Source organism: Kitasatospora sp. NPDC033851, from assembly GCF_055576085.1.
On the sequence record NZ_JBVIRL010000008.1, the window covers coordinates 1 to 26961 of the forward strand.

At 73.2% G+C, this 26961-nt stretch carries 23 protein-coding genes and 3 tRNA genes; 22 read left to right on the forward strand and 4 right to left on the reverse strand.

Translation table 11 applies throughout. The annotated features are described in order from the left end of the window. A partial coding sequence (locus ACZ51D_RS17175) for a replication initiator (RefSeq protein WP_465662693.1) occupies window positions 1–392 on the forward strand: 392 nt, incomplete at its 5' end. Window positions 393–590: 198 nt separating this feature from the next. On the opposite strand, the gene ACZ51D_RS17180 is transcribed toward ACZ51D_RS17175, so the two are convergent. After that, entirely contained in the window at window positions 591–2204 is a 1614-nt protein-coding gene (locus ACZ51D_RS17180; RefSeq protein WP_465662695.1) for a recombinase family protein, read from the reverse strand. Between the two features lie 370 nt (window positions 2205–2574). On the opposite strand from ACZ51D_RS17180, the gene ACZ51D_RS17185 reads away from it, so the two are divergent. From ACZ51D_RS17185 to obgE, 5 genes are all read left to right on the forward strand, one after another. Further along, window positions 2575–3375: a TIGR03936 family radical SAM-associated protein gene (locus ACZ51D_RS17185; protein WP_360504154.1), complete on the forward strand. Its 801-nt coding sequence runs from the start codon at window positions 2575–2577 to the stop codon at window positions 3373–3375. Between the two features lie 398 nt (window positions 3376–3773). After that, a complete protein-coding gene (locus tag ACZ51D_RS17190) occupies window positions 3774–7382 on the forward strand; it encodes an Rne/Rng family ribonuclease (RefSeq protein ID WP_465620090.1) in 3609 nt (1202 codons plus the stop codon). A 229-nt stretch (window positions 7383–7611) separates the two neighbouring features. After that, window positions 7612–7929 (forward strand): 50S ribosomal protein L21, encoded by a 318-nt coding sequence (gene rplU / locus ACZ51D_RS17195; RefSeq protein WP_360504158.1) that lies wholly within the window; start codon window positions 7612–7614, stop codon window positions 7927–7929. A gap of 14 nt (window positions 7930–7943) precedes the next feature. Next, the gene (gene rpmA, locus ACZ51D_RS17200) at window positions 7944–8201 is read left to right on the forward strand and encodes a 50S ribosomal protein L27 (RefSeq protein ID WP_030233756.1); all 258 of its coding nucleotides are present in this window, start codon (window positions 7944–7946) and stop codon (window positions 8199–8201) included. Window positions 8202–8322: 121 nt separating this feature from the next. Then, complete coding sequence (obgE, locus tag ACZ51D_RS17205) at window positions 8323–9801, forward strand: GTPase ObgE (RefSeq protein ID WP_360504160.1); 1479 nt, start codon at window positions 8323–8325, stop codon at window positions 9799–9801. A gap of 84 nt (window positions 9802–9885) precedes the next feature. Here obgE and ACZ51D_RS17210 read toward each other — a convergent pair whose 3' ends face one another. After that, complete coding sequence (locus ACZ51D_RS17210) at window positions 9886–10689, reverse strand: hypothetical protein (RefSeq protein WP_360504162.1); 804 nt, start codon at window positions 10687–10689, stop codon at window positions 9886–9888. Between the two features lie 318 nt (window positions 10690–11007). Here ACZ51D_RS17210 and proB point away from each other — a divergent pair, with 318 nt between their 5' ends. The 5 genes from proB (at window position 11008) to ACZ51D_RS17235 (ending at window position 16264) form a co-directional block, all read left to right on the forward strand. Then, the gene (gene proB / locus ACZ51D_RS17215) at window positions 11008–12144 is read left to right on the forward strand and encodes a glutamate 5-kinase (RefSeq protein ID WP_360504164.1); all 1137 of its coding nucleotides are present in this window, start codon (window positions 11008–11010) and stop codon (window positions 12142–12144) included. Between the two features lie 177 nt (window positions 12145–12321). After that, entirely contained in the window at window positions 12322–12846 is a 525-nt protein-coding gene (locus ACZ51D_RS17220; RefSeq protein WP_360504166.1) for a hypothetical protein, read from the forward strand. A 244-nt stretch (window positions 12847–13090) separates the two neighbouring features. Continuing rightward, on the forward strand, window positions 13091–14413 hold the full coding sequence (locus ACZ51D_RS17225) for a glutamate-5-semialdehyde dehydrogenase (RefSeq protein WP_465620096.1): 1323 nt from the start codon (window positions 13091–13093) through the stop codon (window positions 14411–14413). Window positions 14414–14515: 102 nt separating this feature from the next. Then, a complete protein-coding gene (locus ACZ51D_RS17230; protein WP_465620294.1) occupies window positions 14516–15088 on the forward strand; it encodes an SCO2584 family spore wall biosynthesis protein in 573 nt (190 codons plus the stop codon). Window positions 15089–15202: 114 nt separating this feature from the next. Further along, window positions 15203–16264, forward strand: coding sequence for an SCO2583 family membrane protein (locus tag ACZ51D_RS17235; RefSeq protein ID WP_465662697.1), 1062 nt, complete (start codon window positions 15203–15205; stop codon window positions 16262–16264). A 101-nt stretch (window positions 16265–16365) separates the two neighbouring features. On the opposite strand, the gene ACZ51D_RS17240 is transcribed toward ACZ51D_RS17235, so the two are convergent. Continuing rightward, the gene (locus ACZ51D_RS17240; RefSeq protein ID WP_465662699.1) at window positions 16366–17445 is read right to left on the reverse strand and encodes a M48 family metallopeptidase; all 1080 of its coding nucleotides are present in this window, start codon (window positions 17443–17445) and stop codon (window positions 16366–16368) included. A gap of 250 nt (window positions 17446–17695) precedes the next feature. Here ACZ51D_RS17240 and ACZ51D_RS17245 point away from each other — a divergent pair, with 250 nt between their 5' ends. The 8 genes from ACZ51D_RS17245 (at window position 17696) to ACZ51D_RS17280 (ending at window position 22586) form a co-directional block, all read left to right on the forward strand. Beyond that, window positions 17696–17842 carry a hypothetical protein gene (locus tag ACZ51D_RS17245; RefSeq protein WP_360509512.1) on the forward strand — a complete coding sequence of 49 codons (147 nt, stop codon included), beginning with the start codon at window positions 17696–17698 and terminating at the stop codon, window positions 17840–17842. 240 nt (window positions 17843–18082) lie between these two features. Next, window positions 18083–18238, forward strand: coding sequence for a hypothetical protein (locus ACZ51D_RS17250; protein ID WP_224284513.1), 156 nt, complete (start codon window positions 18083–18085; stop codon window positions 18236–18238). Window positions 18239–18383: 145 nt separating this feature from the next. Then, window positions 18384–19016 (forward strand): nicotinate-nucleotide adenylyltransferase, encoded by a 633-nt coding sequence (nadD, locus tag ACZ51D_RS17255; protein WP_360509510.1) that lies wholly within the window; start codon window positions 18384–18386, stop codon window positions 19014–19016. A gap of 14 nt (window positions 19017–19030) precedes the next feature. Then, window positions 19031–20926: an LCP family protein gene (locus ACZ51D_RS17260; RefSeq protein WP_465662701.1), complete on the forward strand. Its 1896-nt coding sequence runs from the start codon at window positions 19031–19033 to the stop codon at window positions 20924–20926. A 160-nt stretch (window positions 20927–21086) separates the two neighbouring features. Then, window positions 21087–21545: a ribosome silencing factor gene (gene rsfS / locus ACZ51D_RS17265; protein ID WP_360509506.1), complete on the forward strand. Its 459-nt coding sequence runs from the start codon at window positions 21087–21089 to the stop codon at window positions 21543–21545. Further along, window positions 21542–22192, forward strand: coding sequence for a histidine phosphatase family protein (locus ACZ51D_RS17270; protein ID WP_465620296.1), 651 nt, complete (start codon window positions 21542–21544; stop codon window positions 22190–22192). The genes rsfS and ACZ51D_RS17270 overlap by 4 nt, the downstream gene beginning before the upstream one ends. Before the next feature lie 205 nt (window positions 22193–22397). Continuing rightward, a tRNA-Ala gene (locus ACZ51D_RS17275) sits at window positions 22398–22470 on the forward strand. Between the two features lie 43 nt (window positions 22471–22513). Then, window positions 22514–22586, forward strand: a tRNA-Ala gene (locus ACZ51D_RS17280). Between the two features lie 66 nt (window positions 22587–22652). On the opposite strand, the gene ACZ51D_RS17285 is transcribed toward ACZ51D_RS17280, so the two are convergent. Further along, window positions 22653–23549, reverse strand: a complete 897-nt coding sequence (locus ACZ51D_RS17285) for a helix-turn-helix transcriptional regulator (RefSeq protein ID WP_360509504.1) — start codon at window positions 23547–23549, stop codon at window positions 22653–22655. 103 nt (window positions 23550–23652) lie between these two features. Between ACZ51D_RS17285 and ACZ51D_RS17290 the strand changes: the two genes are divergently transcribed. The 3 genes from ACZ51D_RS17290 to ACZ51D_RS17300 all read left to right on the forward strand — a co-directional run bounded on the left by ACZ51D_RS17290 (window position 23653) and on the right by ACZ51D_RS17300 (window position 26796). Continuing rightward, window positions 23653–25092 (forward strand): MFS transporter, encoded by a 1440-nt coding sequence (locus ACZ51D_RS17290; protein ID WP_465620105.1) that lies wholly within the window; start codon window positions 23653–23655, stop codon window positions 25090–25092. A 235-nt stretch (window positions 25093–25327) separates the two neighbouring features. After that, a tRNA-Ala gene (locus ACZ51D_RS17295) sits at window positions 25328–25400 on the forward strand. Between the two features lie 97 nt (window positions 25401–25497). Further along, window positions 25498–26796, forward strand: coding sequence for a hypothetical protein (locus tag ACZ51D_RS17300; RefSeq protein WP_360509500.1), 1299 nt, complete (start codon window positions 25498–25500; stop codon window positions 26794–26796). The last annotated feature ends 165 nt before the right edge of the window (window positions 26797–26961 follow it).

Genomic DNA, 26961 nt, shown 5'->3' on the forward strand with positions numbered 1-26961 from the left:
CACACCATCACACCTACTGGCTCCCGAACTCACCGAAGAACCACTGGCTCCCCAACAGACCGAATCCGTGGCTCTACTTCACCCCGGTGAAAACACCCGAACTTCAACACCTGCGTCTTCGGGCCTGGGCCCACATGCTCGGGTACCGGGGGCACTGTCTGACCAAGACGCGGGACTACTCCACTACATATGGGCAGCTCAGAGGCGCCCGTGCCGAACACGCCCGCGGCCTGTACGTCGGCTGGGACGACGAGACCGTGGTCGAAGGTGCCTGGCGGTTCGTCGGAACCGGGCACACCCCGGCCGAAGGGCTCATCGCGGCCGGCATCGCCGAGGATCTCGCCACCAATCGGGACATTGTCCGCGCGGAGCAGGTAGGGGAGAGACCGTGACGGCCGAGCAAGCGGGGGCCGGAGGAGCGACGGGTCCGTGCGAGGCGGCACTGGCTCCGTTACGACCGATGGTGCTCCGGGGCTTGGTCATCGAAAGCGAGATCGTCATCGTGGACGACGACGGGCACGAGGAGCCGTACGACTCGGCCAAGCACTGATGACCGGCAGCCCCCGCCATGATGACGGGGGCTGTCGGCATCAGAGCTTGCTCGCGAAGTCGTCCTCCTTGACGATCAGCCGATCGCGGTAGTCCTTGGGGATCATGAGCCGCAGCTTGATCGCGGGAGCCCGCTGCCCCTTGACCTTGGTTCGGGTGACTTCGCAGCGGATGCCCACCCGCAGCAGGTCGGCCGCCATGGCCTCGGTGCCGCCGTCCTCCCACTGCTGGCGGAACGTCTTCCCGTTGGCCACGTTCACCCACCGATCTTCGGTGGTCTCGGGGTCGATCTCCCCGAGTTCGGTGATCAGCTTGTCCAGCGTCTCCTCCGCCTGCTCGCGCGTGAACCGGGTCTTGGCGTACCGGCCGCCGGGCTCCAGCTCCTTCATGTAATAGGCGACGGACTCCTCAAGCTGCGCCACCTGGGCGCGTGCCTCTGCGCCCCGTGCGTACTCGCGCACCTGGACGGGCTCATCGCCGAGGACCGACAGTACGTCGAGGACCAGCTTGGTGTTGATCGCGTCGGGGTTGGGAGCGCCCAAGCCTCCGCCCTTGCAGCCCTGGCACCGCAGGTACTCGTACATCCGATCCTTGACGCGGTTCCGCTGCTCCAGCATGTTGGTCCCGCAGTCGACACAGAAGAAGACCCCGAGGAACGTCGTGGCACCACCGGGCCTACGCTGCGGCTGGTTCTTGCTGCGCTTGTCGAGATCCGCTTGGAGCTCGTTGAACTCCCCGTCGGTGAAGACGGCCTCCGCGACCCTGATGGGCTTCCCGGCCTTGTCCAGGACGAGCTTGGACCGGCGGGCGCCACCCTTCTTCTCCTCTTCTACCCGGTAGCCCATCAAGGCGGGGTTGCGGAGCTGGCGCAGGAGGGTCGTAGCCGTGAGGCCGTCGCTGGCGAGGCCCGCGCGCTTCAACAGCTTGACCATGCGGGTGGCGGAGACGCCCCGACGGGCCATGCGTCGGCACCAGTGCAGGGCCTTGTGCGCGTCGGCCTCGACGACGAGGACGACGTTCCCGCTCTCGTCCTCGGCGGTGGTGTAGCCGAAGGCCGGCTTGCCGACCAGCCAGGCGGACTGGGTCTTGGCGTAGTCCCAGAGGCTCGCGACGCGCGTGCTCGTGTTGGTGGCCTCGATCTCCGCGATGCCGCCGATCAGCGTGACCAGGATCTTGCCGACGACCGTGGTCAGGTCGATGGAGTCGTGCTTGGAGACCAGGTTCTTCCCGTACTTCAACGCCCAGTCGATCATCGTGTGGAGGTCGGACAGCCGGCGGATGAACCGGTCGAGCTTCCAGAACAGCAGCACGTCGAACTCCGGAGCCCGGTTGTTCAGCCAGTCGCCCAGCTGCTTCCGCTTCCACGGGGGCACCTTCGTGGCGGACACGTTCAGGTCGCTGGCGACCCCGACCACGCGGCACCCCCGGTTCAGGGCTTCGCGGCGGAGGTCGAGCTCCTGGCGGACGGGGGAGGTGGTGTCCTCCGTCAGTACGGACAGCCGGACCGAGAGCAGCGCCCGGGGCGCGTCCGTCGGAAGCGCTGCCTCGGCTCTCTTCAACTGTTCGAGGAGGGCCAGATCCACGGCGGTCCATTCGGCCTCGACCGTGTACGTCTTCTGCTGCGCGGCACGTGCCGTACGGGTGCGCTTCGCCATGTCGGTGACCCTCTCGACAGTTTTGGGACTGCCTCCATTTAGCCGCAGATGGACACCCAGATCCAGATCGGCCCCACCGGCAAGAAGCTGCTGCCGCTGACGGTCGTCAACAAGTAGCCGTCGGTCGTCGGCGGGCGGTCGTCGGCGGGTGACGGTTACACCCTGGACCCCAGGCCGGAACCTTCCGGCCTGGGGTCTCGGGTATGCGGCTGACCAGGGGCGGAGCGAGCGGGTCGGCGGGGCGCGTACCCTTTGAGGTGACAGAGTCCGGACAGTGGCGGGAACACGCCACGCCGGACGGGGACAACTGACTAAGGACTGAGCGACCCTGGCACGCCGTACGCCCGACGGTCCGCCGCCCGCGCCGACGGTGCAGCGGATTCGTCTCCGCTACACCAAGCGCGGCCGGCTCCGCTTCACCAGCCACCGCGACTTCCAGCGCGCCTTCGAGCGCGCCCTGCGCCGGTCCGCCGTTCCGATGGCCTACTCGGCCGGCTTCACCCCGCACCCGAAGGTCTCCTACGCGAACGCGGCCCCGACCGGGGTGGCGAGCGAGGCGGAGTACCTGGAGATCGGCTTGGCCGCCTTCCGCGACCCCGAACAGCTGCGGGCGCAGCTGGACGAGTCACTGCCGACGGGCCTGGACGTGATCGACGCGGTCGAGGTGCGGACGCCGAACTTTGTGGAACGCCTGCAGGCCTCCGAGTGGCTGGTCCGGCTGGACGGCGTCGAGCCGGACGAGGCGGCCGGCGCGGTGGCGCGCTTCCTCGCCGAGGAGCGGGTCGAGGTCGAACGCCTCACCAAGAACGGCGTGCGGGTCTTCGACGCGCGCGGTGCGGTGGCGGCGCTCGAGATCGTCCCGTCCCAGGTCGACGGCGGTGCGGACACGGAGGCCGGAACCGACCTCGATGTTCGGACCGGCCGTCCCTGTGCGATACTGCGCCTGGTAGTACGACACGCCACACCCGCCGTACGACCTGACGACGTATTGTCCGGTCTCCGTGCGACGGCCGACCTGGCGCCGCCGGTCCCCGCAGAGGTGACCAGGCTGGCGCAGGGGCCGCTCGACGAGGGGACCGGCACGGTGACCGACCCGCTGGCGCTCGACCGCGCCGCGGCCCAGGCCGGCTCGGAGCCGGGCGCCGGGCCGCGCGCTACCGCGCCCGCCTAGCGGGCGGAGGCCGGGTCCAGTGACTCACTGGACCCGATGGTCCCTCCAGGGTTCCCGCGGCTCCCCAGGGGAGCGAGCGTCGTCGCAGCACAGGCCTTGCCACCCGGGGCCTGCCGGCCAGGACGGTCGGTGGGCCCGGGGCCCCGTCCGGGAGCCACCCGGGGTTGGGGGACGGCGCAGCTTGGGAAAACCTCAGAAGACTGGTCAGAACCAGAAGACTTTCGACACCCCGCCGAGCGTGGGGCGCCGAGCGAGACTACGAGCCCCTGTGCGGCCTCGCGTCCGCGCGGCGGCACCGTGAAAGGGTCCGGCCCGAGCATCTCGCGATGCCGGCCGCCCACCGGTGTCGCGCCGTGCCCGGATGCGGAGCCCGGGGGCCTGACGGGAGATCCACCCGCATGCTCGATAACACCGATCCGCAGCAGACTGCGGCCACGGAACAGAACGAAACCGCCGCGACCGGCAGCGAGGGCGCGTCCGCCGCGCCGCCGCGCCGTCGTCGCCGCGCGGTCTCCCGCCCGGCGGGCACCCCGCAGGGTGCGGCCGCCGAGGCGGCCGAGACGGTCCTGCCGGCCGAGGCGCCGGCGGCCGAGACCGCTCCGGCTCCGGTCGCCGAGCCGGTCGCCGAGAAGCCGGTCCGGGCCCGTCGGACCCGCAAGCGCGCCGAGGCCCCGGCCGGGGCGCCGGAGGCGACCCCGATCGTGACCACCGCGCCGGAGGCCGCAGAGGCTCCCGCGGCGGAGCAGGCCGCCCCGGCTCCGGCTGCCGAGCCGGTCGCGGAGAAGCCCGCCCGGGCCCGCCGCACCCGTAAGCGCGCCGAGTCCCCGGCGGGCGCGCCCGCCGTCGAGGCACCGGCCGTCGAGACCCCCGCCCCCGTCGCCGCCGAGCCGGCGGCCGAGGAGGCCCCCGCCGCTCCCGCCCGCCGCCCCCGCCGCCGCCGCGTGGTCGAGGCCGCGCCGGTCGTCGAGGCCCCGGTCGAGGAGCCGCAGGCCGAGGAGCCCGCCGTCGCGGAGGAGACCGAGGAGGAGGCCGTCGAGGCCGCCGCCGCGCCGACGGCCGAGCCCGTCGCCCCGGCCCCCGTCGTCGCCCCGGCCGCCGAGGCCGAGCCGCACCACCGGGTGCGCCGCCGCGCCGTCCGCCCGGCCACCGCGGTCTTCCAGGCCCCGGTCTTCCAGGAGCCGGCCCCCTACGTCGCGCCGTCCGTGCCGTCCGCGGTGTCCGCGCCGCAGCAGCCCGCCGAGGCCGAGGCCCCGGCGCCGGTCGAGGCCCCGGCCGCCGCCGCGCACGAGGAAGACGAGTTCGAGTACAGCGGCGTCGGCCGCCGCCGCCGGGTCCGTGCCCGGGTCGAGCCGGGCCGCCGCAAGTCGGCCGCCGGCAAGCCGAGCACCGCCAGGGCAGCCGCCACCAAGCCGACCCCCGCCAAGTCGGCCCCCGCCAAGCCGGTCGCCGAGGCGCCGGCCGCCGTCGCGCCGATCGAGGCCCCGGCCGTCGAGGTGCCCGTCGTCGAGGCCCCCGCCGCCGGTCCGGAGACCGAGGGCGAGTGGGAGGAGGACGGCCGTCCGTCGCGCCGTCGCCGCCGGGGCGGCCGCCGCCGTCGCCGTGGCGAGGCCGAGGAGTTCGAGGCCGCCGAGGCCGTCGAGGTCGAGCAGCCCGCCGCCGAGGAGCCGGCCGCGGCCGACGAGGAGGACGAGGACGACGACGACCTGGCTGCCGGCCTGTCCTCGTCCCGTCGCCGCCGTCGCCGCCGCCGTCGCAGCGGTGAGGCCGGCGCCGTCGAGACCGCCGAGACCACCGAGGACGGCGTCCGCACGGTGGTGAAGGTGCGCGAGCCGCGCCGCCGCTCCACCGAGCCGTCCTTCGACCCGGACGAGGTGCAGTCCATCAAGGGCTCGACCCGCCTGGAGGCGAAGAAGCAGCGCCGCCGCGAGGGCCGCGAGCTGGGCCGCCGCCGGGTGCCGATCATCACCGAGGCCGAGTTCCTGGCCCGCCGTGAGTCGGTCGAGCGCGTCATGGTGGTGCGCCAGAACGGCCAGCGCACCCAGATCGGCGTCCTCGAGGACGGCGTGCTGGTCGAGCACTACGTCAACAAGGAGCAGGCCACCTCGTACGTCGGCAACGTGTACCTGGGCAAGGTCCAGAACGTGCTGCCGTCCATGGAGGCCGCCTTCGTCGACATCGGCAAGGGCCGCAACGCGGTGCTGTACGCCGGCGAGGTCAACTTCGGCGCGCTCGGCCACGGCGGCCCGCGCCGGATCGAGTCGGTGCTGAAGTCCGGCCAGTCCGTGCTGGTGCAGGTCTCCAAGGACCCGATCGGCCACAAGGGCGCCCGCCTGACCAGCCAGATCTCGCTGCCCGGCCGCTACCTGGTGTACGTGCCCGAGGGCTCGATGACCGGCATCTCGCGCAAGCTCCCCGAGAACGAGCGCGCCCGCCTGAAGCAGATCCTCAAGAAGATCGTCCCGGACGACGCGGGCGTCATCGTGCGCACCGCCGCCGAGGGCGCCTCCGAGGAGGAGCTGACCCGCGACGTCCAGCGGCTGCAGCAGCAGTGGGAGGACATCCAGAAGAAGGCCGCGACCGGCAACGCCCCGGCGCTGCTGTACGGCGAGCCGGACATGACCGTCCGGGTCGTCCGCGACATCTTCAACGAGGACTTCACCAAGGTCATCGTCTCCGGCGACGAGGCGTGGAAGACCATCCACGAGTACGTCTCCAACGTGGCCCCGGACCTCGCCGAGCGCCTCCAGCGGTGGACCTCCGAGGTGGACGTCTTCGCCACCTACCGGATCGACGAGCAGCTGATGAAGGCGCTGGACCGCAAGGTCTGGCTGCCCAGCGGCGGTTCGCTGGTGATCGACCGCACCGAGGCGATGGTCGTCATCGACGTCAACACCGGGAAGTTCGTCGGCCAGGGCGGCAACCTGGAGGAGACGGTCACCCGGAACAACATCGAGGCGGCCGAGGAGATCGTGCGCCAGCTGCGGCTGCGCGACCTCGGCGGCATCATCGTGATCGACTTCATCGACATGGTGCTGGAGTCCAACCGCGACCTGGTGCTGCGCCGCCTGCTGGAGTGCCTGGGCCGGGACCGGACCAAGCACCAGGTGGCCGAGGTCACCTCGCTGGGCCTGGTGCAGATGACCCGCAAGCGGGTCGGCCAGGGCCTGCTGGAGTCCTTCTCCGAGCCGTGCGTGCACTGCAACGGCCGCGGTGTGATCGTCCACATGGAGCAGCCGAGCGTCCACGTCCACGCCCCGTCCGCCCCGGCGGGCGAGGCCGTCTCGGGCGGCAAGCGCCGTCGCCGGGGCAAGGGCGGCGCGGGCCAGGAGGAGCCGCTGGGCGTCGAGGCCGCCGTGGCCGAGGCCGCCGAGCAGGTCGCGCAGGCCGCCGTCGCGGCCGTCGCCGAGCTGCCGGCCGAGCCGGTGCGCGAGGAGATCGAGGGCCAGCTGGCCCTGGAGGTCCCGGGCGTCGAGGCTCCGGTCGCCCCGGCGCCGGTCGTCGAGGAGGCCCCGGTGGCCGCTCCGGCGGGCCGCCCGCGTCGCCGCGCGGTGCGCAAGGCGACGGCTCCGGCCGGTTCTCCGGGCAGCGCCGAGATCGTCGTGCTGCAGGCCAAGGCCGAGGCGGCGCTGGAGGCGGCCCTGGAGGCCGCCGCCCCGGTCGTCGTGGAGGCCGCCGTCCAGGCCGCCGCCGAGGCGCCGGGTGAGCCGGTCGTCGTCGCGGAGGCCGCGGTCGTCGAGGCCCCGGCCGCGGAGGCCGCCGAGGCTCCCGCCGTCGAGGCCCCGGTCGAGGAGGCCGCCGCCGAGGAGGCGCCGGCGCCGAAGAAGCGGGCCGCCCGCAAGACCGCCGCGCAGAAGACCGCCACGCAGAAGACCGCCGCCAAGAAGACCGCCGCCAAGAAGACGGCCACGGCGGCCAAGAAGACCACCGCCCGCAAGACCGCGACCAAGCGGACCAGTGCGGCGGCCAAGAAGGCCGCGGCCGCCGAGGGTGATACGGCGGCCGAGTAGTGCCCACGCCCGGGGCGGGAGCCATCCCGCCCCGGGCCGTACGGGCCGGTTTGCCCCTCGGGCTGCCGGTCCGTATTCTTGACCATCGGCGTGTCTACGCCATTGCTCCCGAGCACATCACCTTCCCGAGGTCGCCGCGTCCGCGCGGAGGGCCGGGGAGAGGCTCCTGTGTCCGTACCCAGGTGGCTGGCGTCGGGGGTTCCGACCGAGCAAGGAAAGCAGGTACCGCATGTACGCGATCGTTCGCGCAGGCGGCCGCCAGCACAAGGTCGCCGTCGGCGACGTGCTGGAGATCGACCGTATCGAGGCCAAGCCGGGTGACTCGGTCGAGCTCTCGACCATCCTCATCGTCGACGGTGACGCGGTCACCTCCGACCCGTGGGTCCTGGCCGGCGTGAAGACTCACGCCGAGGTGGTCGACCAGACCAAGGGTGACAAGATCGTCATCCTGCGTTACAAGAACAAGACCGGCTACCGCCGCCGTCAGGGCCACCGTCAGCGCCACACCGCGGTGCGCATCACCAGCATCGACTCGGTCAGCAAGTAAGGGGATAGCGAGATATGGCACACAAGAAGGGCGCAAGCTCTACCCGTAACGGCCGTGACTCGAACGCCCAGCGCCTCGGCGTGAAGCGCTTCGGCGGCCAGGTCGTCTCGGCCGGCGAGATCATCGTCCGCCAGCGCGGCACCCACTTCCACCCGGGTGCGGGCGTCGGTCGCGGTGGCGACGACACCCTGTTCGCGCTGACCGCCGGTGCCGTGCAGTTCGGCAACCGTCGCGGCCGCAAGGTCGTCAACATCGTGGCCGTCGAGGCCTGAGTCCCCGCGGACTCCCGAGTCGTATAGAGACTCACTGTGAGGGGTGGGCCGGAATTCTCCGGTCCACCCTTCACGCTTTACGCAGGTAGCAAGCAGACTCTCGCGCACTGGAGGCACACCCATGACCACCTTCGTGGACCGCGTCGAACTTCACGTCGCCGCGGGTAACGGGGGCCACGGCTGCGCCTCCGTGCACCGCGAGAAGTTCAAGCCGCTCGGCGGCCCGGACGGCGGCAACGGCGGTGAGGGCGGCAGCGTCATCCTCACCGTGGACTCGCAGGTCACCACCTTGCTCGAGTACCACCACTCGCCCAAGCGCAAGGCCACCAACGGCAAGCCGGGCGCGGGCGGCCACCGCACCGGCGCGGCCGGCGAGGACCTCGTCCTCGTCGTGCCGGACGGCACCGTGGTGCTGGACCGCCAGGGCAACGTGCTGGCCGACCTGGTCGGACACGGCACCAGCTTCGTCGCCGCCCAGGGCGGCCACGGCGGCCTCGGCAACGCCGCGCTGGCCTCGGCCCGCCGCAAGGCGCCCGGCTTCGCGCTGCTCGGCGAGCCCGGCGAGGCCCGCGACATCGTGATGGAGCTCAAGTCCGTCGCCGACGTGGCCCTGGTGGGCTACCCGAGCGCCGGCAAGTCCTCGCTGATCTCGGTGCTCTCCGCCGCCAAGCCGAAGATCGCGGACTACCCGTTCACCACCCTGATCCCCAACCTCGGGGTGGTCACCGCGGGCGAGATCGTCTACACCGTCGCCGACGTGCCCGGCCTGATCCCCGGCGCCAGCCAGGGTCGCGGCCTGGGCCTGGAGTTCCTGCGGCACGTCGAGCGCTGCTCGGTGCTGGTGCACGTGCTGGACTGCGCCACCCTGGAGCCCGGCCGCGACCCGCTGACCGACCTGGAGACCATCGAGGCCGAGCTCGCCGAGTACGGCGGCCTGGACGACCGCCCGCGCCTGGTCGCGCTCAACAAGGTGGACGTGCCGGACGGCCAGGACATCGCCGACCTGACCCGCACCTCCCTGGAGGAGCGCGGCTACCGGGTGTTCGAGGTCTCCGCCGCCTCCCGCAAGGGCCTGCGCGAGCTGAGCTTCGCGATGGGCGGGATCGTCGCCGAGGCGCGCGCCGCCAAGCCGGTCGAGGAGTCGACCCGGATCGTGCTGCGGCCCAAGGCCGTCGACGACGCCGGCTTCACCATCACCGAGGAGGAGGGCGCGTACCGCATCCGCGGTGTCAAGCCGGAGCGCTGGGTCCGCCAGACCGACTTCTCCAACGACGAGGCCGTCGGCTACCTCGCCGACCGGCTGGCCCGCCTCGGCGTCGAGGACAAGCTCTGGAAGGTCGGGGCGCACGAGGGCGACACCGTCATCATCGGCCCGGACGAGAACGCCGTCGTCTTCGACTGGGAGCCGACCATGGCCGCCGGCGCGGAGATGCTCGGTCGCCGCGGTGAGGACCACCGCATGGAGACCCAGCGCCCGGCGGTCGACCGCCGCCGCGAGAAGCAGAAGGGCCGGGACGCGGCCGAGGCCGAGTTCCTCGCCTTCGAGGCGCTGTCCAGCGGCCGCCAGGCCGCCGTCGAGGGCGACGACGACGAGGACTGAGCCGGTCGGACCGGCTGACGCGAACGGCCCCCGCCACCTGTCGAGGTGGCGGGGGCCGTTCCCGTGCTCAGGGGTGGCGCGGCGTCACTTGGTCCAGGCCGCCTGGACCTTGGAGACGTCGGTCGAGTCGCCGTAGCCGACCATCGCCGGGGAGCCGCCGGCCGGGAAGCTGACGATGTCGCAGCCCTTGAACTCGACGCCCTTGGTGGCGCCCGAGAAGCTCGGGGTGGTGCACTTGGCGATCGGGGTCGAGCCGACCGGGTTGGCGAACATCCCGAGGTTGCCGGAGGCGTCGTAGACCCTGAACTTGGAATCGGGGGCGGCGAAGGTCAGCTTGGTGTCCCCGAGGTTCTTCATGGTCCAGCTGACGTAGTACAGCGCGCGGCCGTCCAGGCCGGTGGTGTTGGCCTTGGCGTCCTGGAAGTCCTTGAGCGAGCCCGGGGCGACGCCGGTGACGTTGATCTCCAGCTTGGCGGCGGCGTTGAAGGTCTTGTCGGCGAAGTCCACGGTGGCGGGCTGGCCGAACTTCACCGAGGTGCCGGCCTGCGGCAGCTTGCCGCCACCGGCCCCGCCGCCCGCGGCGCCGGCCGTACCGGCACCGCCCGTGGCCGCACCGCCGGTCGCTCCGGCCGCGGCCGCGCCGCCGGTGGCCCCGCCGGTCGGGGCGGCGGTCGAACCGCCGCTCGCACCGCCGGTGGCCGCCCCTCCGCCGGTGGCCGCACCGCCGGCGGTGGCATCCGGGGCACCGCTGGTCGGCGCCGGAGCGGCACCGGTGGAGCCGCCCGCCGGAGCGGCCGGGTCGGCGTTGTCCGGGCCACAGGCCGCGAGGGACAGGGCGGTGGCCACCGACAGGGCGGCGACGGTCAGCTTGGTGGTGTACGAACGCATGATGCGCTTTTCTCCTGGGCGTGCGGCCGCGAACCGTTGCCGGCCTGCCCAGTGCGGCGCCGCCGCCTTCTCGTGACACGAAGAGTCGAAGACGAAAATGGGTCCAGCGGGCAAGAAGCCGTCCCCCGATCTGGCTTTCGGTCAGGGACCATACCAGCCATCCGGATTGGCGGACGGCCTGTGGCAAGCCCGTGACCAGGCCGGGTCCAGCCGGTGAAACAGCCTGCGGGGGACCCGCACGAATCGCGTAGATTTCGGGAGTGACGACCGGGCCCGGGCCCGCCGTACCCGCACCACACCGGAAGGGCGTACAGCGAGATGAGCGAGGACTCTCTGCGGGAGGAGGTGCTGACCGCACGGCGGATCGTGGTCAAGGTCGGCTCCTCCTCACTCACCACGGCGGCCGGCGGCCTGGACGCCGACCGCGTCGACGCCCTGGTGGACGCGCTCGCCAAGGTGCGCAACCGCCCCGACGCCCCGGAGGTCGTACTCGTCTCCTCCGGCGCCATCGCCGCCGGACTCGCCCCGCTCGGCCTGGACAAGCGCCCCAAGGACCTGGCCCGCCAGCAGGCCGCCGCCAGCGTCGGCCAGGGACTGCTGGTCGCCCGGTACACCGCCTCCTTCGCCCGGTACGGCATCCGGGTCGGCCAGGTGCTGCTCACCGCCGAGGACGCCAGCCGCCGCGCCCACTACCGCAACGCCTACCGCACCCTGGACCAGCTGCTGGCGATGGGCGCGATGCCGATCGTCAACGAGAACGACACCGTCGCCACCGCCGAAATCAAATTCGGCGACAACGACCGGCTCGCCGCACTGGTCGCCCACCTCGTCCGGGCCGACCTGCTGGTGCTGCTCTCCGACGTGGACGGCCTCTACGACGGCGACCCGTCCCGCCCCGGCACCAGCCGGATCGCCCGGGTGGGCGGCCCGCACGACCTCGACGGCATCGAGATCGGCAGCGCGGGCAAGGCCGGGGTCGGCACCGGCGGCATGGTCACCAAGGTCGAGGCGGCCCGGATCGCCACCGGCGCGGGCATCCCGGTCGTGCTCACCGCGGCCAGCCAGGCCGCCGACGCCCTGGCCGGCCGCCCCACCGGCACGCTCTTCCTGCGCACCGGCGCCCGCACCTCCGACCGGATGCTCTGGCTGGCCCACGCGAGCAGCCCGCGCGGCGCCCTGCACCTGGACGCGGGCGCCGTCGAGGCGGTCGTCTCCGGCGGCGCCTCACTGCTGCCGGCCGGGGTCACCAAGGTCGACGGGGAGTTCGCCGCGGGTGATCCGGTGGACCTTCTTGCCGAAAACGGCCACATCGTGGCTCGCGGACTGGTCAACTTTGATGCGAGGGAGTTGCCCCGCCTGCTCGGCCGGTCCACCCGCGACCTGGCCCAGGAGTTCGGCGCCGCATACGAGCGCGAGGTCGTCCACCGCGACGACCTGGTCGTTCTGCGCGGCTGACCGGCCGGCCGGCGGGCCGGCACCGGCCGCCGGCCGATCGGCACAGTGCGGACGGCGGGCCGTTCCGTACCGGGAACGGCCCGGCCGCGGGCGAGGAGGGGCGCAGCCCAACCGGTCGGCCGAAGGGCCGACGGGGCCGGTGGGGACGACACGAGATCGCCGAACAGGAGGCCGCCGGTGGAACGCAGGCGCGAGGCAGCGCTGACCGGAGGGACGGCGGGCCGGCGGCTGACCAGCATCGACGGCGGACGCGGGGACGGCCCCGCCGAGCCGGCCGGTCCGCCGCTGCAGGGACCCGGCGGGTCGCGCGGACTGCGGTCCCAGCGCGCGGACGCGGCGGAGCCGCCCACCGTGCCCGAACAGGCGCGGCTGTGGCACGTGGTGCTGAGCGTGGCCGGGCAGGTCACCCCGCTGTCCTCGCTGCGCGCCTCACTGGAGCAGCTGGCGCACGACCACTCGTTCTTCCTGACCGCCCGCTACGCGGCCGACCACGCCGAGATCCGGTACTGGGAGCAGGCCCGGGACCTGCACGACGCGGCGGCGATCGCGCTGCGGCTCTGGGGCGAGCACAAGGTCACCGCCAACCTCCCGCCGTGGGAGATCGTCGGGCTGGAAGTGGTCGACCGGGCGACGTACCACAAGCGGGTCGCGGAGGGCTTCGGCACCCCGTCGCCGAAACTGGGCGGCGTCTACCCGTACTGACCGGACCACGCGTACTGACCGGACCACGCGTACTGACCGGACCACGCGTACTGACCGGACCACGCGTACCGACCGGACCACGCGTACCGACCGGACCACGCGTACCGACCGGACCACGCGTACCGACCGGACCTCCTCGCACGTTCGCGCGTGCGCACGGGCGGCACGTACCCGTACCGACCGGCCCTGTTCGGATGGCGAAACGCGGGCGGGCGGGGCGGGCGCAGTCGCTACCCTTGGCGGCATGACCAGCGACCTCGCCACCGCCGACAGCCCCGTCCTCGCCGTAGCGCGCCGAGCCCGGGAGGCCGCCGCGGCGCTCGCCCCGCTGCCGCGCAAGGCGAAGGACGCCGCGCTGCTGGCGATCGCGGACGCGCTGGTGGCCCGCAGCGCCGAGATCGTCGCGGCCAACGCCGAGGACGTGGCCCGGGCCCGGGAGGCCGGGACGCCCGAGTCGGTGATCGACCGGCTGACCCTGACCGGCGAGCGGATCGCCGCGATCGCCTCCGACGTGCGCGACGTGGCCGGACTGCCCGACCCGGTCGGCGAGGTGGTGCGCGGCTACACCCTGCCGAACGGCCTGGACGTGCGGCAGGTCCGGGTGCCGCTCGGCGTGGTCGGCATCATCTACGAGGCCCGCCCGAACGTCACCGCCGACGCCGCCGCGCTCTGCCTCAAGTCCGGCAACGCGGCGCTGCTGCGCGGCTCGGCCTCGGCCTACCGCTCCAACACCGCGCTGGTCGCCGTCCTGCGGGACGCCGTCGCCGCGGCCGGGCTGCCCGCCGACGCGATCCAGCTGGTGCCGGGGGAGAGCCGCGACTCCGTGCAGGAGCTGATGCGCGCCCGCGGCCTGGTCGACGTACTGATCCCGCGCGGCGGCGCCTCGCTGATCCGCACCGTCGTCGAGGGCTCGACCGTCCCGGTGATCGAGACCGGCACCGGCAACTGCCACGTGTACGTGGACGCCGACACCGACCTCGCGATGGCCGTCGGCATCCTGCTGAACTCCAAGGCGCAGCGGGTCAGCGTCTGCAACGCGGCCGAGACGCTGCTGGTCCACCAGGACGTCGCGGACGCCTTCCTGCCGCTCGCCCTGACCGCCCTCGCCGAGGCCGGGGTGACCGTGCACGGCGACGAGGCGGTGCTCAAGGCCGCCGAGGGCGGCCCGGCCGCCGTGGTGCCCGCGACCGACGAGGACTGGGGCGCGGAGTACCTCTCGCTGGACCTGGCCGCGGCCGTCGTGCCCTCGCTGGAGGCGGCGGTCGAGCACATCCGCCGCTGGTCCTCCGGCCACACCGAGGCGATCGTCACCACCTCGCAGGCCGCCGCCCGGCGCTTCACCCAGCTGGTCGACTCGACCACGGTGGCCGTCAACGCCTCCACCCGCTTCACCGACGGCAGCGAATTCGGCTTCGGCGCGGAGATCGGCATCTCCACCCAGAAGCTGCACGCCCGCGGCCCGATGGGCCTGCCCGAGCTGACCAGCACCAAGTACATCGTCACCGGTGACGGGCACGTGCGGGGCGAGGCGGCGCAGACCGTCGGCGGGGCCCCGGACGCCCGCTGAGCGGGACCCGGCAGTTGGTCCGTCACACGTGTGACGGACCAACTGCCGGGAGCCACAGACAAAACGCCCGACCGGTAATACGCTGAATCCGTGGCTGAGGATGTGGGGGGCTTGCCGTACCCCGACGGCGCCGACCACGGTGGTGCGGACGACGAGTTCGCCACCGTGGTCTTCGATGAGGCCTTCGTCCGGTCCGCCGCCGTGCACGAGCCGACCGCCAAGGAGCGGCAACTCGCCGCCGCCGAGGCCCGGTTCGAGCCGGAGACGGCGGGCCCGGGCTGGGGCTATGAGGTCTCGGCCGGCGACGGGCTCCCGCTGGAGCTGCGCCCGTACCCGAGCGGACTCGACGCGGACCACCTCTACCCCGACCCCTGGTCGGGCCCGGGCCGGTCGGCCGACCGCCGGGGCCGGCGCCGGTGGCGGCCCGGCTACGACCCGGTGCGCGCCCGCGGCCGGTACGTGGCCCAGCAGCGCTGGCACCGGCCGGTGGCCTGGGTGCTCGCCGTGATCATGGGCGTGAGCCTGGTGGCGGTCGCGGTCGCGGCGATCTACCAGGGCACGGGCGGCACCTCGGGCACGCCCCGGAGACCGGAGTCCGGCAACAGCAGCGCCGGGGTGGACCTGCGCCCCGCGCCGGCCGAGCCGTCGCTGGTGGTCGGCGCACCGGCGGGCTAGTCGCCGCCCGGGACGCCGCGCGGGCGCACGCCCGGGGCGGGTGGTCACGGAGCGTCCCCAGGAATCTGCGCAGGGGCCCTCGTGGCGGCGCGGGTGTCCGCCTACCCTGGTGTTATGGGTGACCCGCGAGAGCCTCCTGAGGGTACGCCCGAGGGCGGCTCCGGCAACGAGGACGAATTCCGGTCCGTCGTGTTCGACGAATCGTTCGTCCGGGCCGCCCGGATCCAGGAGCTGTCCGCCCGGGAGCGACTGGCGGGCTCCTTCGGCAAGGCCACCCGGAAGCGGGTGCGGCTGGGCCCGCTGGGCACCGTGCCGCGTCAGGCACTCGCCCTGCTGCTGCTCATCCTGCTCGCCTTCGGGGCCGCGGTGTACTTCGGGGTCACCTCGCCGAAGGGGCTCGCGGCGCGACCCGAGGGAAGCCAACTGACCGTCAGTCTGGTCGCGTTGAGCCCGGCTTCGGCCGTCCACCCGGTCGCCGACCCGGCGAACCCCTTCGCCGTGCTGCCGCCCGGGTACGGGGACGGCACGGTCGGGCTGAACACCCCGACCGGGGCGCCCACCGAGCACTTCAGCCGGGTCGAGGTGACCAAGGCGCTCGACACCGTCCAGCGCTACCTGGTCTCCTCCTCGCTGGCCCCGACCGCCCTGGTCCAGGGCGCCACCGCGGACGTGCGGGCCTTCGTCACACCCGGTGAGCAGGCGGAGTTCGACGCGAGCGTGACCCAGCCGGTGGACGACCGGCACCACGCGGTGACCGGCTGGCTGGTCCGGTTCGACCCCGCGCAGGTCGCACTGGCCTCGGACACCGTGAAGGTGGTCGGCGCGATGCGGATCGACGAGGCGGACAGCGGGACGCTGCAGATCACCACCGACCACACCTTCGTCTACGCGCTGAAGCCGGCCGGAGCCCCGGCCGGAGCGCCGGTCACCCTGGAGACCGTGCGGCGGCAGCTGACCTTCCAGTTCGACCGGGTCGACCTGGCCTCGGCGCAGCTGCGGCTGGTGGACTCGGTGCTGCAGGCCGGGCCGGCGCCCTGCGGCACCTCGATGGCGGGCTTCCTGCAGCCGGTGCTGGCCACCGGGCAGGGCACGGTGGTCACGCCGCCGACGGCGGTCGACCCCGGCAACCACGCCCGCCCGGCGTGGCAGGTGTGCGGGGTGCTGGCGGGGAGCTGACGGGACGGGGAGCCGGAGCCGCGGAGGCGGACGGCCGGTGACCCGGGCGGGTCACCGGCCGTCGTCGGTGCTCAGCGGTCGGCGGCCGCTGGGGTCAGCCGTCAGTTCTCGCTGTGGTCGGTCGAAGCGGTCGAAGCGGTCGAGCCGTTCGAGGCGCCGCGGTTGCCGCCGGTGAAGGTGTCGCGAAGCTTGCCGCCCACCGTCGCGGCGCCGCCGGCGACGTCCCGGAGCAGGCCCATCAGCGGGTCCTTGCTCTCCTTCACCGAGGTCGTGTAGTGGTCGGCGGCGGCCTTCCACTGCTCGCCGACCGAGGTGTCCGAGTCGTCCGCGCGGCGCGGGTAGGCGCCCGTCATGATCGAGCGGTACTCGTCGCTCTCCGCCCACTTCTTCAGCTGGGCGACCCGGACCACCGCGAAGGGGTGGGTCTGCGGCAGCACCTGGAGCAGCTTGAGCACGCCGTCGCGCAGGTCGCCGGCCCTCTCGTACTCCGCTGCCTGCTCCAGGAAGGCGTCGACGTTCATCTCGGCCAGGTTGTGCCCGCCGGCCAGCTTCATCAGGGCCCGCATGGACGCCTGGAGGTCCTGCCCGGCGAGCAGGCCGGCCCGGTCGCTGGACAGCTCCGCCTTGCGGAACCACTCCTTGAGCGCGGTGACGAGGGCCATGATCGCCAGGTTGCCGAGCGGCACCCAGGCGATCCGGGCCGCGATGTTGGTGAGGATCATCAGCATCGTCCGGTAGACGGCGTGGCCGGACATCGCGTGGCCGACCTCGTGGCCGATGACCGAGCGCAGCTCCTCCTCGTCGAGCAGCTCGACCAGGCCGCTGGTGACCACGATGATCGGGGTGTCGATGCCGATGGTGAACGCGTTGACCGTCGGGTCCTGGGTCACGTACAGGTCCGGGACCTGCTCCAGGTCGAGCACGTAGGCGGTGTCGCGCACCATGTCGTACAGCTCGGGGAACTGGCGCTCGGAGGTCTTCACCGCGGTGGCCAGGAACATCAGCCGGATCGCCCGCTCGGAGACCAGCCCGGCGAGCTTCTTCAGGATGTCGTCGAAGCCGGACAGCTTGCGCAGGGCGACCAGCGCCGAGCGGTCCGCCGGGTGCTCCCAGGCCCGGGTGGAGATCCCGGGGAAACGCTCGCGGCGGCGGCTCGGGGTCTTCGCGGTCGTGTCGGTCATGGTCTGAGTACCTCCTGGTCGACGGCGGCCGCGGCCCGCTGGCCGGCCCCCCGCTGGTCTTCGCCTGAAACGACTGTCTGTGCAACGTCCGTGGTTGCGTACTCGTCCCCGCGGGCCAGCGTACGTGCGGGCCCGGCCGCGCCGAAGGGGTCGGTGGGCGGCGCCGGTGTGAGGCCGGTTTACCCTGAATGCCCTGGACCACCGAGACCGGACCCGGCCGCGGTACCGAGCAGTTCGAGGAGCCCCGCAGATGTCCACCGACACGCTTGTCAGCCTGGCCGCGCCCATCTCCGACGAGGCCGGCCCGGGCCTCTTCCTGCGGATCATCGTGATCGCGTCCTTCGTGGGCATCGGCCTGCTGGTCTGGCTGATGGCCCGCGCCTTCCGCGGCAACTAGGCCCACGGCCTGGCTCCGGGCCCGGCCCCCGGCCTCGCTCTCGGCCCGGCCTCGCTCTCGGCCGGGCATCGGTTTCTTGGTCTCCCGCCTTCCGGTGGCTCGTACCGGCTCACGTCCGGTCAGCGGCGGTGGGCCGCCGAGCGGTTGCCGTGCCACCCCCCGTACGATGACGGGTGGGCCCTCACCGGCCCGGAACAACCCCCAGGTCCGTTCAACCGAGCCGAGAAGGTCCCGACGACCATGAGCACTGCTGCCGCACTCCCCGTTCTGAACCTGCTCGCCGAGGGCGAGGGGGGCAACCACGACAGCCTGAACCCGGCCCTGACGGGTGGCGCCGCCCTGGTGATCCTGCTGCTCCTGCTCTTCATCACCACCCGTTTCAACCGGGACCGCTGAGCCCGGTTCGGGGACCGCTCGGGGAGCGTCCGGCCACCGGCCGGCCGCTCCCTCACGCATCTGCGGACAACCCCCACCGGGTCTGCGAGCAACCCCCACCCGGGCGTTCCCGCACCGTAACGGGCGTCGCGTAAGGTGTGGCGGCATGGGAGAGCAGGCCGGGAATCCCGGCGGACCGGAGCCGGTGAAGAAGCGACTCGGGGTGATGGGCGGGACCTTCGACCCGATCCACCACGGCCACCTCGTCGCCGCCAGTGAGGTCGCGAGCGCGTTCCACCTGGACGAGGTGATCTTCGTTCCGACCGGGCAGCCGTGGCAGAAGAGCGACCGCCACGTCACGCCGGCCGAGGACCGCTACCTGATGACGGTCATCGCCACCGCCGAGAACCCGCAGTTCTCCGTCAGCCGGATCGACATCGACCGCAAGGGCCCCACCTACACCGTCGACACCCTGCGCGACCTGCACGCCCTGCACCCGGACGCCGACCTCTTCTTCATCACCGGCGCCGACGCGCTCGCCCAGATCCTGTCCTGGCGCGACTCCGACGAACTCTTCTCGCTGGCCCACTTCATCGGATGCACCCGCCCGGGGCACACTCTGTCGGACGCCGGGCTTCCGGTGGGCGGGGTCTCCCTGGTGGAGGTCCCGGCGCTGGCCATCTCCTCCACGGACTGCCGCAACCGGGTCGCCAAGGGCGAGCCGGTCTGGTACCTCGTTCCGGACGGCGTGGTCCGCTACATCGACAAGCGGGCGCTGTACGCGCCGCGCGGGACCTGAGCCAGGAGCGGCGCATGACCGAACGCAGCGATGGCCAGCAGCGGCCGGAGGACTGGTCCACCGGGCAGTACCAGCAGCCGTACCAGGGGCAGGGCCACGGCCAGGGCCAGGGGTACCGGCAGCACCCGCAGCAGCAGTCGTACGAGTCGTACGAGCAGCAGCAGCCGCAGTACGACCAGTACGGGCAGCCGGTGTACACCCAGGACCCGTACGGCTACCAGCAGCAGGGGTACCAGGGGCAGCAGGGGTACGAGGGGTACCAGCAGGCCGGGCAGACCGGTGAGGTCGGTCAGGCCGGGCAGTTCCCGCAGCAGCAGTCGTACGAGTCCTACGAGTCGTACGGGCAGCAGCCGCAGTACGACCAGTACGGGCAACCGGTGTACACCCAGGACCCGTACGGCTACCAGCAGCAGGGGTACCAGGGGCAGCAGGGCTACCAGCAGCCGTACCAGGCCGCCGCCCCGGGGGTCGCCGAGCCGCAGGCGCAGCCCGCGGCCGCCTCGCCCGCCGCCGCTGCGCCCGTCGCTCCTTCCGCACCCGTGACGCCGCGTCCGCGGGTGCCCAGGCCCGCCGCCGAGGCGGCGCCGGCCGAGCCCGCGGCGCCGTCCGAGCAGGTCGCCGGGGCGCGGGGTGGCAAGGCCGGGAGCAAGGCGCCCAAGGACAGCTACACCACGGGCGAGTTCACCTTCGTCGACGAGGAGCCGGAGGAGTCCGAGGACGTCATCGACTGGCTGAAGTTCGCCGAGTCCCGCAGCGAGGTGCGCGCCGAGCGCCGCCGCAAGCTGCGCAACCGGCTGATCGGCCTCGGCGTGGTGCTGGCGCTCGCGGCGGGCGGCGTCGGCGGTTACCTGTGGTTCAGCGGCGACAAGCCGACCGCGGCCGCCGCGGCCGGCGGGCGCCAGGTCAACGTCGTCCACCTGCGCGACCTGCAGGGCAAGGTGTCCAGCGCGCTGCTGGTCGACGACGCCTCCGGGAAGAAGGGCACCGTGCTGCTGCTGCCCGACACCCTGCGGCTGCCCGGCCCCGCCGACCCGCCGGTCACCACCGTCGGCCAGGCCATGGACGCCATCGGCGCCTCGGCGACCCGGGACGGCCTGTCCACCGTGCTCGGCGCCCCGGTGGCCGGCACCTGGCGCCTGGACACCCCGTACCTGGAACTGCTGGTCTCCCAGCTCGGCGGCGTCCGGGTGGACACCAACGCAGAGACCCACGAGGGCGGCAAGCCGGACGGCAAGCTGCTGTCCGCGGCCGGGAAGAACACCATGCTCAGCGGGAAGGCCGCGGTCGCGTACGCCACGCTGCAGAACCCCGGCGAGAGCCGGGACGTCCAGCTGGCCCGGTTCGGGCAGGTCATGGAGGCCGTGCTGCGCACCATGCCGACCGAGTTCAAGGACGCCAAGGACGACGTGCACCGGATGAACGCGGTGCTCGACCCCTCGCTGCCCGAGGACGCCCTCGCCGGGGTGCTCGCCCAGCTCGCCCAGCAGGCGAAGGACGGCCACGTCGGCACCACCGCGCTGACCGTCAAGCCGGACGGCAGCCTGGACGAGGCGACCGCCGGCAAGCAGGTCAAGGACGTGCTGGGCGGCACCGTGAAGTCCGCGGCCGTCGGCGACGCCCCGGCCCGGGTCGCGCTGCAGGACGCCAGCGGCAACGACGCGGCGGCCGCCGCCGCGCAGGTCCAGATCGTCAACTCGGGCCTGACGTTCATCCCCGGCGGAGCCAAGACCGCCGCGCAGGCAAGCAGTGAGATCCGCTACACCGACGACGCCCGGCAGGGCACGGCGAAGTCGCTGGCGACCAGCCTCGGCCTGCCGGACACGGCGGTGAAGAAGGTCACCGGGGACACCCAGAACGCGGACCTGCTGGTCGTCCTCGGCAAGGACTACCAGGCGCCGAAGAACCAGTAGGGCCGGCGGTGGGCCGTTCGACGGCCCGGCCCGCGGTGGCGCCATGGCCGGGCGGCCCCGGAAAACGGTTCCGGGCCCGCCCTGGCGGCGTGAGATCCTGGAAGGCGACCCCGGCCCTGTGCCGGGGCGCCGCCCCACGCCGCCGAGCCGGAAGAACACCGTGACCGTCACCGACCACAGCCAGCAGCTCATCACCGTCGCCGCCCAGGCGGCGGCCGACAAGCTCGCGCACAACATCATCGCCTTCGACGTCAGCGAGGTGCTGTCGATCACCGACGCCTTCCTGATCGCCTCCGCGAACAACGACCGCCAGGTCCGCTCGATCGCCGAGGAGATCGAGGACCAGCTGCGCGAGCAGCTGGACATCAAGCCGGTGCGCCGCGAGGGCGAGCGCGACGGCCGCTGGATCCTGCTCGACTACCTGGACATCGTCGTGCACGTCCAGCACTCCGAGGAGCGCTCCTTCTACTCGCTCGACCGGCTCTGGAAGGACTGCCCCGAGCTGCCGCTGCCCGAGGACGCCCTGGCCTCCCGCAACCGCCCCGACGCGCACACCGACGAGGCCGGCAACGCGCTCGCCCCGGCCGACGACTTCGGCAAGCCCGAGGACCTGCACTGAGCCGCGGCGCGCGCGGCCCGCGCATCGTCTTCTGGCGACACGGTCAGACCTCCTGGAACCTCGAATCGCGGTTCCAGGGCACCACTGACATCGAGCTGACCGGCCAGGGCGTGCTGCAGGCCCAGCGAGCGGCCCGGCTGCTCTCCGGGCTCCACCCCGACCTGCTGATCTCCTCGGACCTCGAGCGCGCCCGACGCACCGCCGACGAGCTCGCCAAGGTCACCGGACTCGACGTGACCCACCACGAGGGCCTGCGGGAGACCTACGCGGGCTCCTGGCAGGGCCTGACCAACGCCGAGATCCGCGAACGCTTCCCGGAGGAGTACGCGGCCTGGGCGGCCGGCGAGCCGGTGCGGCGCGGCGGTGGCGGCGAACTGGCCGCCGAGGTCGCCGACCGCTCGGTGCCGGTGGTGCTGGAGGCCGCGGCCAAGCTGCCGGACGACGGCACCCTGGTCGTGGTCAGCCACGGCGGGACGATCCGCACCATGCTCGGGCGGCTGCTGGACCTGGAGCCGGCCCAGTGGGAGTGCTTCGGCGGACTGTCCAACTGCTGCTGGTCGGTGCTGGGCCAGGGAGCGCGCGGCTGGCGCCTGCTGGAGCACAACGCGGGCACGCTCCCGCAGCCGGTCATCGGCGACGACACCTGAGGCGACGCCTGAGGCGGCCTGGGGCGACACCTGGGGCGACACCTGGGGCGACACCTGAGCGGCTCCGCCGCGGTCGTCTGACACGGGCGTGCGGGGGCCTCGAAGGGCCGGATTTCGCAGTTCCGGCCCTGACCAGCTAGAGTCTTCCTCGTTCGCACGGAAGGGAACGCGGCCCGAAAGGGAAGCGGAAGATCCGGTGAAGTGCGGGGCTGTAGCTCAGTTGGTAGAGCGCTTGCATGGCATGCAAGAGGTCCGGGGTTCAATTCCCCGTAGCTCCACTCCGCATCGGCGGTCGTGGTCATCCAGGGTCGCCCGTGTCGCGGGGCTGTAGCTCAGTTGGTAGAGCGCTTGCATGGCATGCAAGAGGTCCGGGGTTCAATTCCCCGTAGCTCCACAGGAGTTCGGAAGGTCGTCACCCATCGGGTGGCGGCCTTCCGGCGTTCCGGGCCCTAAGCCCCCGCTACACGCAGATGTGCGTCCAGCCGCCCGGCGGCAGCGAACCGAGCAGCTCGACCCGCTCCCGGTCCTCCGGGCCGGCCGGCACGTACACGACGATGTAGCACTCCGGCACGCCCGGCATCGTCAGATAGGTGGCGTTCAGCCGCAGCACCCCGAGCTCCGGATGACGGAACAACCGCAGCCAGGTCTCCGGCGGCGCGACCTCCTGGCGGTCCCACAGCTCCCGGAACAGCTCACTGCGCGCCGACAGCTCCTGCACGTGCTGCTCCCAGGCCGGCTCGCCCACGTGCTTGCCGTAGGCCGACCGCAGCACCGCCACCATCCGCGGCAGCGCCTCGTCACGGTTCTCGCACGGGTTGCAGCACGGCGGCGCGGTCAGCATGCACCAGAGGCTGTTGAAGGCGACCCCACGGGACGGGCGCATCCGCTCGGCGCCGAACAGCGAGCGGTACGGCCCGTTGTAGCTCAGCACGTCGAAGCGGGTGTTGGAGACCGCCGCCGGCAGCGGGGCGAGCGAGTCCAGGATCACCTGGATCGACGGGCTCAGCTCCGGCGGGGCCGGCTGCGCGTGCGGCGACGGGGACATCCCGGCCAGCCGGAACAGGTGCTCGCGCTCGGTGCCGTCCAACCGCAGTGCCCGGGCCACCGCCAGCAGCACCTGCTCGCTCGCGTTGATCGGCCGCCCCTGCTCCAGCCACGTGTACCAGGTGACCCCGACCCCGGCGAGCTGCGCCACCTCCTCGCGCCGCAGCCCCGGCGTACGACGGCGCAGCCCGGGCGGCAACCCGACCTCCTCGGGAGTGACCCGCGCCCGGCAGGCCTTCAGGAAACGGGCCAGCTCGGTGCGGCGGCGGTCGCGCCCGCCCGTGGCGGTCGGCAGTTCCTCCAGGACGGTCATGGCCACCATCGTGCCGCAGGTCCGCCGGGCGATACAGGTGCTGCCAGTACCAGGATCAGCAGGCTCTAACCACCAGTACCGGCACGGCCGCAGGCTGGTGGCCATGACGGACCTTCAGATCCGGCCCAGTGTGGCCGGACGCACCATCGGGGCCCCGGCCGTACGGCCCGGTCTCCTCCTCACGCTCGTCCTGTGCGGGCAGTTCATGGCCGTCCTCGACGTCTCCATCGTCAATGTCGCGGTACCCACCATCCGGACCGACCTGGGCGCCTCCGGCGCCGCCCTGCAACTGGTGATCGCCGGCTACACCATCGCCTACGCCGTGCTGCTCATCACCGGGGCCCGGCTGGGCGCCCGGTACGGCTACAGCCGACTGTTCCAGATCGGCCTGGCCGCGTTCACCGCCACCTCGCTGGCCTGCGGCCTCGCCCCGTCCACCGGCTGGCTGATCGCCTTCCGACTGCTCCAGGGCGCCGGCTCGGCACTGATGGTGCCCCAGGTGATGAGCCTGCTGCAGCGCACCTTCACCGGCGCCGCCCGCACCCGGGTGCTCGGCCTCTACTCGGCGGTGCTGGCCGGCGGCATGGCGCTCGGCCAGGTGCTCGGCGGCGTGCTGGTCAGCGCCGACCTGTTCGGCAGCGGGTGGCGGCCGGTGTTCCTCGTCAACGTGCCGATCGGGGTGCTGCTGCTGGCCGCCGGCGCCCGGCTGCTGCCCCGGACCCCCGGCGACGCCTCGCGCGGCTTCGACATCCCCGGCCTGGTGGTGCTCGGCGCGGCACTCGGCCTGCTGGTGGTGCCGCTCGTCCTCGGCCACGAGCTCGGCTGGCCCGCCTGGGGCTGGGCGATGATCGCGGGCAGCGTGCTGCTGTTCGGCCTGTTCGTGGTGGTCGAGCGCCGGATCGCCCGCGGCGGCGGGCAGCCGCTGATCCCCGGACGGGTGCTGCGCGCCCCCGGGCTGCGGCCGGCGGCGGCCGGACTGTTCGCGATCATGGCCGCCTTCGCCGGCTTCATGTTCTCCTTCGCCCTGCACCAGCAGGCCGCGCTCGGCCACACCGCCCTGAAGGCCGGGCTCTGCTCGGCGCCCGTCGCGATCGGCTTCGGCGTGTCCAGCATGCACTGGCACCGGCTGCCCGGACGGCTGCACGCGGCCCTGCCGACGCTCGCTGCGGTGCTCCTCGGCGGTGGCTACCTGCTGCTGGGCGTCCTGCTCGGCGGCGGCGCCGAGATCGGCGCGGGACCGCTGGCCGAGATGGCCGCGCTCGGCCTGATCGCCGGCTGCGCGTACGCGCCGCTGTTCGCCCGGGCGCTCGCGGGGGTGGCGCCCGAGGACGCGGCCGACGCCAGCGGGGTCATGGTGACGGTCATCCAGCTCGGGCAGGTGATCGGGGTCGCGGTGCTCGGCTCGGTGTTCCTCGGGCAGGTCGACCTGCCCGCACCGGCCGCCGACTCCGGACACGCGCTGCAGACCACGCTGCTGGTCAACGCCGTCGCGGTCCTGGCCGCCGCGGGCTTCGCCGCGCGCAGCCGGCGGGCCGTGCGTTAGGAGGAAGGTGCCGTCGTGCATGGGGGACGGTCCTGCGGCGGGGGACGGAAGGCGGAGGGTGGAGGGTGGAGGGCGGGGGGCGGACTCGGGGGCGCGGAGCGCCGCTCCTCGGGAGCCCCCGCCGGGACCTCGGGAAACGGATTTCTGGAGCACGCCCCTGACCGTGTAAAGTAGTCGATGTCGCCGAGGGAAACCGGACGGAAACGGCCAAGAACCCGGTGACATCGCAGGTCAAGGGGCTGTAGCTCAGTTGGTAGAGCGCTTGCATGGCATGCAAGAGGTCCGGGGTTCAATTCCCCGTAGCTCCACAGCAGTCGAGAGCCGCCTCCCGTTTCGGGAGGCGGCTCTTCGCCGTTTCGCCCCCGCCACCGGCGGGAGCACCCGGAATCCCGCTACCGTCGTGCCATGGCCGATCTGGAGCGAAGGCGGAACGAGGAACTGGCCCGGATACTCCACCAACTCGGCTGGAGTCCGGAACGGCTCGCCCGTGAAGTGAGCCTCGCGCTGCCGCCGGGCCTGGCCATCAGCTCCACCGCCCCGTACAAGTGGCGCGACCGCGGCATGGTGCCACGCAGCCCGCACGACCAGGCGGTCTGCGAGGTCCTCAGCCGCACCCTCGGCATCGCCGTCACCTACGAGCAGCTCTGGGGCCGGATGGGCGGCCACCGCGGCGCCAAGATCCTCTCGCCCCGGCTGCTCACCGACCCGTGGACCGCCGACACCGCCCAGACCGCGCTGCGCGAAGCCGCCACCGACGCCGGACCGGTCCGCCTCACCGACCTGTTCCGCAACGCCGACCTCGACCAGGCCGCCGCCCGGCTCGCCTCCCCGCCGCCACCCGTCGGAGGCGGCGAGGGCGCGCTGCGCGTCGAAGCCGGACTGGTCGGCGAACTCGGCCTGTCCTACCGCAGCAAGCAGCGGCTCGAACGCTCCTGCGGCGGCGGCCTCGTCCTCGGCCCCACCCGGGCCGAACTCGCCATGCTGGCCAAACTGCTGGAACTCGGCGCGTACGACGAACGGCTGGGACGCGAGCTCTACGGCACGGCCAGCCGGCTCGCCCGGCTAGCCGGCTGGGCCGCGTACGACCTCGGCCACGACGCGGCCGCCCAACGCGCCTTCGTCGCCGCCCTGCGCGCCGCCCACGTCAGCGGAGACCCCCGGCTCGGGGTCGCCGTGCTCGGCGCGCTGGTCGTGCTCGCCACCCAGGGCCCGGGCGGACGCGGCCTGGACGCCGTCTCCGCACTCGAAACCGCCCTGGAGGCCCACGGCGCCGCGCTCGGCCCCACCGGCCGGGCCCGCCAGCTCGGCCGGCTCGCCCGCGCGTACGGCCGCCGGGACGAGCCGGAGCGGGCCGAGGCCGCCGCCGCCCGCGCCTTCGCCGAACTGGACGGCGTGCCCGGCACCGAGGAGGCCCGTGCCTCCCTCGCCGGGATGGTGGGGGAAGCGTGGCTGGCGCTCGGCCGGAACCGGCTCGCGAAGGCCCTGCTCGCCGAGGCCGTGGCCGGACTCGGCCCCGGGCGGGCCCGCTCCAAGGTGCTGCTGATGGTGCGCCTCGCCGAGACCCACCGGCGGCTCGGCGACCAGCGGGAGGCGGCCCGCACGGCGGCGCTGGCGCGCTCGCTCGCGGCGGGGATGCAGTCCGAGCGGCTGGCTAAGGCGCTGCGGGACTTCGACGCGGCGGGGCGGGTGGCGGCGGCGCGGTGAGGGTGGCGGGGTGGTGGTGCGGGTGGCGGGGTGGTGGTGCGGGTGGTGGCGCGGGTGCGGGTGCGGGTGCGGTGGGGTGTTGGGGCGGTGGTGCGGCGGTTGGCCGCTGGTTCCGGGTGCGTGGGGCTGTCCTGGTGGGACGGTCGCCGTGGGGCTGCCGTGGTG